This window comes from Crocosphaera sp. Alani8, assembly GCF_038442745.1.
GTDB lineage: Bacteria > Cyanobacteriota > Cyanobacteriia > Cyanobacteriales > Microcystaceae > Crocosphaera.
Window position 1 is genome coordinate 1 of sequence record NZ_JARVCN010000192.1, and the last position, 6,479, is coordinate 6,479.

Consider the following 6,479-nt stretch of genomic DNA (forward strand, 5'->3'; position numbering starts at 1 on the left):
ATTGCATAAGGCTTTCAGGCTTTTTCTCAATTCTTTCATGAATAATGCAGGTTAACCGTTAAACGGAATTTTTTGGGCTAATTATCAACATTTTTATCAAGCTCTAATGCTTTAGCCACTATTTTTTTTACAGTAGAATTATTCATCATAAAGGTATGCCAGACGGGTAATTCAATAACATCGTCAAGCTCAGATAATAAGGTTTCACTCACAGCCACAATCCCATCGTTGAGTTCATTTCCAAAAGGACTCCATACTCCAGTCGGCCCTAATGTTCCGGCTATGATTGTGTAGGGAGATGTCAATCTGGGGAGAGATTTAAAGAAAGCAGGGTTAGTTAAATTAAATCCACACTGACGAGTCCACCATCGGAAGGGGTGCAATTTCCAAGCAATGGGGGCTAAACGAGGAGGCTGGTGGGGAGTTCCTAGCATAACAATCTGTGAGGGCAACTTAATTGAATTATTAGCCAGTGCAGCCCGTATTAATAACCCACCTAGAGAATGGGCAACAATTGCATAAGGTTCTTTTTCGGCGATGGCTTGACAATGTACATAGAGACGCTCAACAATACTGTCAAAACTTTCAGCAAAGGCAAGATAGCCAAACTGTTCAGTTTTTGCTCCTTTTTGTTGCAAGTAAGACTCAAGATTCAGTAAGGATAACGGGGTTCGACTAAGACCATGAATCAGTAGTATTTTCATCTAATAAATCTAAAAAAGAACACTATGTCAACGGATTTCAAAATTAGAATCGCTTCTGTAGACGATCAAGAGGGGGTCACCAAATTATTAAAAGCATCTTATCCGATTTTAATGAAATCTCGATACCCTGAGAAACATCTTTCTGGTATTTTGCCACTCATAACAAAAGCTAATGCTTCTTTGTTATCATCAGGGACATTTTATGTAGCTGAAAACAAGGATAAACGAATAATTGGTTGTGGTGGATGGACAAAAGAAAAACCGAGTAGCAGAGAAATAGAAACAGGTTTAGGACATATTCGACATTTTGCCAGTCATCCCCAATGGATTCGTCGAACCATTGGACGCAAAATTTATGAAAGGTGTGAAAAGGAAGCTAAAATGTCACAAATTAAGTGTTTTGAATGTTTTTCTAGTTTAAATGCAGAAGGTTTTTATCGTGCTTTAGGCTTTAAATCTGTAAAAAATATTGAGATTATCTTAAAAGAGTATTGTCAAATTGAAGCAGTTTTGATGAGACGTTATTTTTAAGCTTTATGTTGAAAATTAATGGTTTTTCTGATTAAGCTTCTCAAATGGTGATGGTGAAGAAAAAATCTAGTTGTAATTCAACATCAAGATGAGCCGCTATAGTGAGATACGCCACCAGCATCAAAAAACGTCTTTATGGATAATCATCTTTATTCTTTAGTTTCTTAGTTTTTATTACTTCTTTATCCTAAATCCTTATTTTTAGTTCGGACTCGCTCATAAAATTCTTCCATAACTTCAAGAAAAGAATTATCCCTACCCCAAAAAGCAGGATAATCCCCTCCCTTTTTGACTAAAATAGCAGCAATGCTAGGCTCAGAAGAGGGTTCAATGGTTTGGGGTAAAGGCTTAGTTCCTAACCAATAATCTTGAAGGGAATTGACTTGGGGAAGGGGGATTGGTTGAGGTTGAGTGTAATAAGACTCTACGGGTTGAGCAGAAAGAGGTTGAGATTTTAGAGACTCCCCTAAAGCACGACCTAAAGGAGATTTTTCTAACTCCAATTGTAAAGCTTCACGAGTTATGCCCCTTAATTCAAAAAGGAGAAAAGGATCTTGATCTAATTGAGCAGCAATCAAATAATAAACTCCTGCAATATGTTTACAAGGATTTGAATGATCAGGACAAGAACAAGAAGTTTTAAAGTCTTTACGGTTATGAGGAAGTAAATGTAATTTTAGGGGTTGAAAAGCGGACTCAATATTATCAGGGACTTCATTCATTAATAATTTAGAGACCCAACTGGCTTTTGAGGCAATAGTGGCAATAACTTTTGACCAATCACTGCGAGAAATGGTCTTAATTTCGATTGTAGTATTGTATAAAGGTTCTTTATACACACCAAAGTAAGGATTAACAGACCCTCTGACCTGAGCGGTAATTTTCCCATCTTTAATTTGATAACTTTTGATTTTGCCATTACGAGCATAAGAACGACCTCGACCCAATCGATTAGACTCCGTAAAGGTTTCGAGAGCCTCAATAAAACGTTGTCCCCACCAAGTTTGACTGAATTGTGCCATAGTAATTTGAGAAAGAAAAAATAATCAATTTAAGAAACTAAAGAACAGTTTGTTTGTTTAAGGTAATCAATTGTTTAAAAGTCTCATTATCTAACTTCGTTAACCAAGACTCATCGCTGCCCACAATAGAAGATGCCATCTTTTTCTTATCTTCTATCATGACATCAATTCTTTCTTCAATGGTTCCTAATGTAACAAATTTATGGACAAAAACATTTTTCTTTTGACCAATTCTAAAGGCTCTATCCGTAGCTTGTTCTTCCACCGCAGGATTCCACCAACGATCAAAATGAAAGACATGATTAGCTTTGGTTAAAGTAATGCCGACCCCACCAGCTTTCAGAGATAAAATAAAAGCAGATGGGGGTGTATTAGGGTCTTGAAATTGAGTAATCATTTGCTCTCTTTTCTGGCGATTGGTTCCCCCATGAATATAATAAGTATTATAGTAAAGTGTCTGTTTAAGATAAGTTTTTAAAGCTTCTCCAATTTCGGTAAATTGAGTAAAAATCAAAAAACTGTCCCCTTCTGCCATGATTTCTTCAAGCATTTCTCCCAATCGTTCCAACTTATGAGAACGAGTGGGAAGGAAATCACTATTATCTTGTAAAAATTGTCGGGGATGATTACAAATTTGCTTCAGTCTTAATAAGGTAGAAAGAATTAACCCTTTACGCTGAATTCCTTCCGTATCTTCAAGTTTTTCTAAGACATCTTTAACGACTGCTTCATATAAAGAAGCCTGTTCTTTAGTTAAGTTACAATACTGTTTATGTTCAACTTTATCAGGTAAATCTTTAATAATCTGTTGATCGGTTTTGAGGCGACGTAAAATGAAAGGCTGTACCAGTTTTTTGAGAATAATGGACTGGGTTTGATTATTATCTTTTTGAATAGGTAACTCAAACACTTTACGAAAATGACTTTCTTTTCCTAAATAACCTGGATTGAGAAAATTAAAGATTGACCATAAATCTAGGAGGCGATTTTCTACAGGGGTTCCGGTTAAAGCTAAACGACAATGAGATTGAAGTTTGAGAATCGCTTTTGTTTGGGCTGCTTTGGGATTCTTAATATTTTGCGCTTCATCGAGGACAATTCGATGCCAAGTTAAAGATTGAAAAAGCTTCGCATCTTTTCTAGCTAAAGTGAAGGAAGTAATGACCACATCTTGTTCCAAACTTTGTTTCTCAAATTCATCGGCTTCTTTAACTCTCAAACTACCGTGATGTACCATTACCTTCAACTGGGGGGCAAATTTTTCAATTTCTTTTTGCCAGTTTCCCACCACAGAAGTGGGGGCAATTAATAAAGTAGGATTAACCTTATTTTTTCCTTCTCTTTCAGTTACTAATCTCCCAATCACTTGTACGGTTTTTCCTAAGCCCATATCATCAGCTAAACAACCATTTAAGCCCAATTGTTCGAGATATTGAATCCAAGAAACTCCCCGTTTTTGATATTCTCTTAAAGTTCCTTGAAATTGACGAGGATTATCAATGAGTGTCAAAGAACTGGGGGAACTTAATTGCTGCATCATTACCCCTAAATTCTTATCTAATTCTATATCCAACTCCTCAGTCATTTCGCTAGATTTTTGCAACAATTCTAAAAGAGTCAATTGAGGGTTAGATTGCTGATTTTTTTGCCAAAACTCTAACATTTGCTGCATTTTTTCGGGGTTTAATTCCATCCACTGTCCCCGAAATTTGACCAGGGGGGTTTTTGCTGATACTAACTGCTCCCATTCTTCAGGAGTAAGGAGTTGATCTCCTATGGATAATTCGTATTGATACTGAATAATGGTATCGAGTTGAAAATAACCCTTCGATGATGAAGAAGCCCCAGATTTTTTCTGAGAAGCCCTCAAACGCAATTTCGCTCGCTGACGGCCACTGGGAGTCCACCAGGAAGGGACAATCACCTTATAGCCAGCATCTTCTAAAACCCACGCCTGTTCCTGAAGAAAATTAAAGGCTTCACTATTGGTTAAGGAAAACCCCAACGGTTGGTCTGTTTCTAAACCTTGCCAAATGGGGGGATAAATTCGCGCAGCATAACCCAAATTCAGTAATACTTCCCTCTCAAAGCTTTGACCGAATTGTTTTTGAATCTTTTTTTGTTGAGGACGACTGCTGTTCCAATAATCTTCTAAGGAGACCTTGAAAGAAGGGTCGGCGGTGGCGGTGGTAACAAATTTCACTTGCCAATAATCAGGTTGAGATTCATCGGCTTCTATCAATTGAAAACACAAATTAAACTTTTCATCAAGTTCAGCTTGAGTTAATGTCTGTCGCCATTGTTGCCATTTTTGGTAATGTTCTAATTCCTCAGCTTCTGTTGGAGCTTGACTCTCTTCAGGAACCTTTAAACAATCTTCAAGTAATTTTACCCCCTTAAATTTTTTAGCAAACGTCCCTGGAATCGGTGTATTTTTGACCACTTCATTGAGAATATTCTCGGAAAAATGACGCAGTAATGTTTCTTTGTCATACATACTTAGAGTTTCATTCAGTTCGCTCATGCCTGAGATGCAAGCCAAAGGCATATAGTCCCTAGATTGTCTAATTAACTGTTCATAATGCTGAGTTACAAACTCAAAAACTGGATAAATTTCAAAACCTTTCTTTTTTTTCTTTCCTTTCCCAATAAGTTTTTCTTGATATTTTAGAGAAGGAATATAGTTATCTTTGAGAATAATTTGTTTCAAACGTTGGCTGTAGTGATACCAAAAAAGTAAGTCCGCTCCTAATTGAACTTCCTGAGACTGATATTGACATAAGAAATGTAAATCATTGAGACTTTTGATAACTTTTAGAAGAGGGTAACAGTCTATCTCCCACTGTTTCCATTCTAAGGCTTCTGAGAAATCTTGTTCGAGATAACGTCCTAATTCAATAGAAGGCAAAGGAGTGTCTGAGGTACTCGGTAAGATGAAATATTTTGTTTCAATAGATAGTCTGGTTAAATCACTATTGGTTTTTTCTAAACCTAATTGTTGGCCAAAGAAGGTTTGTAACTCAGGAGGGCGCAATTGTCTAGGATGTCTCTGTTCTTTAGCTTTTCTACGTCCTTTTAAGATACTATCCGTTTCGACCCACAAGAAAAAACCGCCACCACTTCTAAAATCATTGGTAGTTTGGGGAATCCAGGTTCCATGAAGAATTTTCATTGTCTGTCTCCTCTTCTTTTTCCAAACATCCTTTCCTTACCAATAGGCAATCGATAATATCCAAAATGTTAGCACTGTTGGGGATTTTTTTCTCTCTTGTCTAGTTTGGACAACTTCCTCTCCAGTCGCGCTCATCTCGTTGCGACGTGCGCGCTGGCTTCGCCCGATCCCCGTGGGATCGCTTTAACCATTTCTTTGTAAGCTTCACTATCAGCAGTTCCCAGATATCGTTACTAACTAAGAGTCAAGGGGCGCACAGGCTAAGGTGCGATTCGCCTTGGATAAGCGATCGCTTATTAATTAGCCAAAATTTAACCATCGGCTAATACCATCAACTCCATACCTGTTCATCTGCATTCAGAAATCCGTGAACTTTGTCAGCAGTCACAGTTCAATGGTCAAGTGGATGGTTATCAAGGAACAGCAGAAATTGCTTATGGATTAGGAAAATTTAAGTGTCGACGTTCTTCTCGTTTAGGCCATTGGGAAATTTCAGATAAGTATGGTTTTGCCGAAATATCAGAAGCAGCAGCAGGAACCCAAGTTGCTGAAATGTTAGTGGCTTTAGTGGGGACAGACTATTTTTACGAAATTAAAGGGATAATACCGATACAGAGACAAAAGTGAGTCGAGGCAAGGACCTTAAGGAGATAAAAACTATGATCGCTCAATGATAATTTCTTCGAGCAAGCTAAGTTTCCATGAAGAAATATAAATGTGCTTGTAACAATCAGCAAAAAAGGTATCAAAAACTTCAGAAGATATTATCAACTCTTCTTTGGTACCCGAACCAAGTAAAGGATAATTTCCCAGTATTATCTCCCGAAGTTTATGTCGAAGGTAAAGGCTTGGTCCCCAATATGTGTAAAAACACTTTTCATCACAGCCAGAAGAAATTATTCCTCCATCAAGTACCTCAATCAAGATTTCGTCTTGAAATAATTTTCTAAATTCTTCAACTGTCAAGTTAGCCGCTTTAAGTCTCTCTAGAAAAGAGGGGCCGTTCAAAAATAGGGTTTTTTGGGTAACACTTTTAGCATAAATTGAGCC

6 protein-coding genes are annotated in these 6,479 nt (G+C 37.4%); 2 read left to right on the top strand and 4 right to left on the bottom strand.

What is annotated here, in order from left to right; translation table 11 throughout:
* Positions 1–77 precede the first annotated feature (77 nt).
* Positions 78–704, bottom strand: coding sequence for an esterase/lipase family protein (locus tag P9B04_RS12295; protein ID WP_342055283.1), 627 nt, complete (start codon positions 702–704; stop codon positions 78–80).
* A 24-nt stretch (positions 705–728) separates the two neighbouring features.
* Between P9B04_RS12295 and P9B04_RS12300 the strand changes: the two genes are divergently transcribed.
* Complete coding sequence (locus P9B04_RS12300) at positions 729–1,235, top strand: GNAT family N-acetyltransferase (RefSeq protein ID WP_342055284.1); 507 nt, start codon at positions 729–731, stop codon at positions 1,233–1,235.
* A gap of 182 nt (positions 1,236–1,417) precedes the next feature.
* Here P9B04_RS12300 and P9B04_RS12305 read toward each other — a convergent pair whose 3' ends face one another.
* Positions 1,418–2,257 (bottom strand): SWIM zinc finger family protein, encoded by an 840-nt coding sequence (locus P9B04_RS12305; protein WP_342055285.1) that lies wholly within the window; start codon positions 2,255–2,257, stop codon positions 1,418–1,420.
* Positions 2,258–2,294: 37 nt separating this feature from the next.
* Positions 2,295–5,429, bottom strand: coding sequence for a DEAD/DEAH box helicase (locus tag P9B04_RS12310; protein ID WP_342055286.1), 3,135 nt, complete (start codon positions 5,427–5,429; stop codon positions 2,295–2,297).
* 402 nt (positions 5,430–5,831) lie between these two features.
* On the opposite strand from P9B04_RS12310, the gene P9B04_RS12315 reads away from it, so the two are divergent.
* On the top strand, positions 5,832–6,056 hold the full coding sequence (locus tag P9B04_RS12315; protein ID WP_342055287.1) for a hypothetical protein: 225 nt from the start codon (positions 5,832–5,834) through the stop codon (positions 6,054–6,056).
* A 30-nt stretch (positions 6,057–6,086) separates the two neighbouring features.
* Here the strand turns inward: P9B04_RS12315 and P9B04_RS12320 are convergent.
* Positions 6,087–6,479: hypothetical protein (locus P9B04_RS12320; RefSeq protein ID WP_342055288.1), on the bottom strand; the 393-nt coding region annotated here is incomplete at its 5' end.

Excerpts from the sequence above, each read along its gene's own strand:
- P9B04_RS12305 (WP_342055285.1), bottom strand. The coding sequence starts at position 2,257 with ATGGCACAATTCAGTCAAACTTGGTGGGGACAACGTTTTATTGAGGCT.
- P9B04_RS12295 (WP_342055283.1), bottom strand. The coding sequence starts at position 704 with ATGAAAATACTACTGATTCATGGTCTTAGTCGAACCCCGTTATCCTTA.
- P9B04_RS12300 (WP_342055284.1), top strand. The coding sequence starts at position 729 with ATGTCAACGGATTTCAAAATTAGAATCGCTTCTGTAGACGATCAAGAG.
- P9B04_RS12310 (WP_342055286.1), bottom strand. The coding sequence starts at position 5,429 with ATGAAAATTCTTCATGGAACCTGGATTCCCCAAACTACCAATGATTTT.